The sequence below is a fragment of the Nitrosospira sp. CT genome (assembly GCF_059489795.1).
In genome coordinates, this window is sequence record NZ_JCAHZJ010000058.1 from 1 (window position 1) to 3,705 (window position 3,705).

At 47.6% G+C, this 3,705-nt stretch carries 4 protein-coding genes; 2 read left to right on the forward strand and 2 right to left on the reverse strand.

What is annotated here, in order from left to right; all coding sequences use genetic code 11:
- Positions 1-779 (forward strand): IS3 family transposase (locus AC52W5_RS09895; protein WP_495670878.1); only part of this gene is annotated, 779 nt, incomplete at its 5' end.
- A gap of 121 nt (positions 780-900) precedes the next feature.
- On the opposite strand, the gene AC52W5_RS09900 is transcribed toward AC52W5_RS09895, so the two are convergent.
- Complete coding sequence (locus AC52W5_RS09900) at positions 901-1,707, reverse strand: hypothetical protein (RefSeq protein WP_495670879.1); 807 nt, start codon at positions 1,705-1,707, stop codon at positions 901-903.
- Between the two features lie 245 nt (positions 1,708-1,952).
- On the reverse strand, positions 1,953-2,183 hold the full coding sequence (locus tag AC52W5_RS09905) for a hypothetical protein (RefSeq protein WP_495670880.1): 231 nt from the start codon (positions 2,181-2,183) through the stop codon (positions 1,953-1,955).
- A 562-nt stretch (positions 2,184-2,745) separates the two neighbouring features.
- Here AC52W5_RS09905 and AC52W5_RS09910 point away from each other — a divergent pair.
- Entirely contained in the window at positions 2,746-3,543 is a 798-nt protein-coding gene (locus AC52W5_RS09910; protein WP_495670881.1) for a hypothetical protein, read from the forward strand.
- The last annotated feature ends 162 nt before the right edge of the window (positions 3,544-3,705 follow it).

A 3,705-nucleotide genomic window follows, 5' to 3' on the forward strand; every position in this document is an offset into this window, starting at 1 on the left:
AATGCGGCGGGCCGACACATTGGCCCTCGGACGAACAATTGTTGGCGCTGATCCGCTCGGTACACGCGCAATACCGGCAAGCTTACGGATCGCCACGCATCGCGGAAGAACTGAAATCCCGGGGCATTCCGGTCACCCGGGATCGGATCAGGCGCTTGATGAAGGCCAACGGCATCCGTGCCAGACACAAGCGGCGTTACAAGGCCACCACCGACAGCAAGCATGCGCTACCTGTGGCGCCGAACCTGCTGGACCGGCAATTCAAGACAAGCGCGCCGGATCAGGTGTGGACAGCGGATATCACGTACATTCCGACACGCGAAGGCTGGCTGTATCTGGCGGTCGTGATGGACTTGTACACGCGCATGATCGTGGGCTGGACAATGGACAGCAGGATGACGCGGGAACTGGTGATGAATGCGCTGCGCATGGCGCGTTTCCGCCGCAAGTCGGCGCCAGGGTTGCTGCATCATTCCGATCGCGGCAGCCAGTATTGCAGCGGCGACTACCGGGCGCTGCTGGGGGAATACGGCATGATCGCGAGCATGAGTCGGAAAGGAAATTGCTGGGACAATGCGCCGATGGAAAGCTTCTTCAACAGCTTGAAGAACGAGCGCGTCTTCCATGAAGATTATGCAACGCGGGAAGAAGCTGCACGGGACATGTTCGACTATATCGAGAGGTTTTATAACCGGAGACGCCGCCACTCCGTGTTAGGCTACCGCAGCCCAGCCCAGCATCACGCTGCCTGGATTGCAGGGCAAAAGCTGGCGGCTTGATGAGGTCGTTGGTATCCGGAAAACACGACCAAGCTCACTAGGGACCTGCTCCTGTTAGGAGCAGGTCAGCCGCTTATGTCAAAACTTCCCCCACTCACCATACATTCAATAGACGATCGAATTAAAATTGATCAAGAGAGAAGACGTTACGTGTTGCCTTCTCGATAGTGATTTTCATTACACGAGCGAGATGATGAGGAATTTCCTGATTCATCATTTCAATATAATGAGTCATTTTCGTTTGATAGCTTGAAGTAGTGTCATCGAATTTATTGGCTTTTCGAAATTTCCACCAGCGATAATCGATCCACCCATGGAGCTTCCAGAATCGTTGGTTAAAGATGTTTACTCTCGGATCACCAAGGTTAATGGGACTTTCATCATCCGACCATCGGTTATGTAAATAGTTATGAAGGCCGGTGCTCAAGTCGGTACTCCTAGCGAGAGGATCGCCCGGAACGGGCCTTAGATTTGTCTCAAGAAATAGTCCAAATTCATCATCAGTTGAAAACGTCGAGCTATTCGCCTCAACCTTCTTAATGGCGCTCTCCATGTTGGGGTTGAAGGGGCCCTGATCTGAAAATACTCCATCTTCTGGATCATTTGAGTCTTGGGGGGGGGAATTCCATCCACGGAAGAAATGTAAGTGCTGTGGGAAATTATCAACCAAGAGTTGAAACATTGCCCGATGCATGAATAAAAATTCTTCACCTCCTCCACTTTCTCCCTCCTGAACCGGAGAACGCGACCAGTTCTTTGCGACAGCATCTTCAATCATTTCGTCGACCCAGGATGGATGTTGTGGCTGAGATGCGATTTCATGCCAGTAGTCCCATCTACGCTGAAAATGCCATTGATCGTGGTGCTCGCTCCAACCTTTCTGATTCATCCAAGCAATTATTTCTTCTGGTATTCGCTCGTCTGCCATAAGTACTCCTTTTATTTAAAAACCATTGTAAACACAAAAAATCTATATCCGTACCCGTGATAAAGCCCCTCCTCAATAGGCGGCAAAGTAGTCGTGCGACTTAGAGCACATTTTCATCCTCCAAATCGACAGACATGCACCTAACGCTATTCATATTTCTTTATAGATGAGGGTAGGAAACAAGTTCGCGGATTTTTGATTTTTAAAAACCCTTAAGCCTTAAACTTGAAGCAGGGAGAATATTCTCATTTCCTCTCTATCAACGCTCCCACTCCTGATCCTGCCTCCCTCTGGTTCGCGGGACGTTCGGCCCGACTCAGTATGCGGCCGGCATGGGGACCATAACCTCGCGCTCCTCCCTTCTCTGGACTCGTTGCATTGTAGCGCCTGAAGTACTGTTCTGGGTCGCGCTCTATGCCGCCCACACTTCGCTCAGGCGAACTTACTCGAATGTATCCGATTCTTTGGCTCGACATGATTCTCTCCTCCAGAAATTGTCAGAATAGAGTTTGTGAACATTGGCAATGATTGTCAATTAATAACAATATTGACTCTATCCTAACAAAAGGGGGATAAAAGTGTCAGGCAGATTTGTCAGGGTGGAATTTAAACTATACTCTGACAATATACTGCGCTAGTACCTAAGTCCAATGGTGAGAGTTTATGAATTATTTAATAATTGGGAGACGGAGTTACCTCTCCATTGATTTGCCTTTAGGGAAATTAAAGCATGTGATTTTTGAATGGATTATCAATTCCAGTCGCTTTAATTATTAGTTCCTTAATTATCGGTTACTCTCCTTTAGAGCAGGGTCGAGCAATCGCTCTCAAATAACTGCCACTGTAGCTGGAATGGCAATTAAGCTTTATTCATATACCGGCAAGGTCGAACTTTGCAGAACAGAAGAAATTACTAGTATGGCGGGTTCGCACAAAAATGGAGGTGTGATCTGCGGGGAAAGCATACCTATGTATGGAGAGATTAATTAAGCCAGGGCAACGGGCAACCCTTTATAGCAGGTTGGAAAAAAGACAGATATGGACCGGGAGGGAGATATTAGCGACGGAAGAGGTATAGTCAAGTTTGGGGCAACTGCTGCATTCGGTGGAATTCTCGGTATCGCATCCTACTTATATCCGGGGGGTTCCGACGCCTTTGCCCTAGGTGTTGCTAATACCGTAATGCCCCTATTACTAGATTATGCGGAACGCAAACTCTCCCCAAGGGAAACCGAGAGAATCGATTACGTTACATATTTATCCATTCAGGAAATCAAATCTCACTTGGATAAAGGTCATCTACCCCGCACTGATGGCTTCTTTAGCAACAGTATAAATGTTAATAGTTCTGCATCTGAGTTGTGGGAGGGGGTATGTGAAATCGCACGGACGGAGCACGAGAGGTCGAAGCTTGAATTTATTGCATATCTTAATGCTTCTTTCCCTTTTGTCACTGTCTCCCGTGGAGAAGCAAATCGACTAATTTATCAGCTTGAGGTATTAACTTATAGAAAGCTTTGCATACTAGCCACCATCTCTCAGAAAGATACTCATCAGCGTTTCCGAGAGCAGTGCTTGAGTAACAAGGAGGGGTCAGACGAGTTGGGGGATGTTATGCAAGATTGCCTTGAACTTGAGCAGATAGGACTTTTGCAAGAAAGTTGCGGTCAGGCCCCCCACTATGGGACACACACCTGGCTGTCAGTTGTGCCTTCACACCTAAGCCTGACTAAATACGGCAAAAGACTAGTTGAGCTAGGCAGATTGTACAAAATACCAAAAGCCAATATCGAGCAGATATATGTTTTAATGCGGGAACAAGACACCTTTGCCTGATTCAATTCTTATCCAGAAGTCCCGAATTGCTGGGTTCTTATATGTAGTAGTTCAGATTTAATCGGACAGTAGGGCCTTGCGAAAAGCGGGGTTACCCGGTTTGATAGAGGTGCGAATCTTTATCAAATTGAGCGCTGAAAGCGCAAAGGAGTAACCCCATGA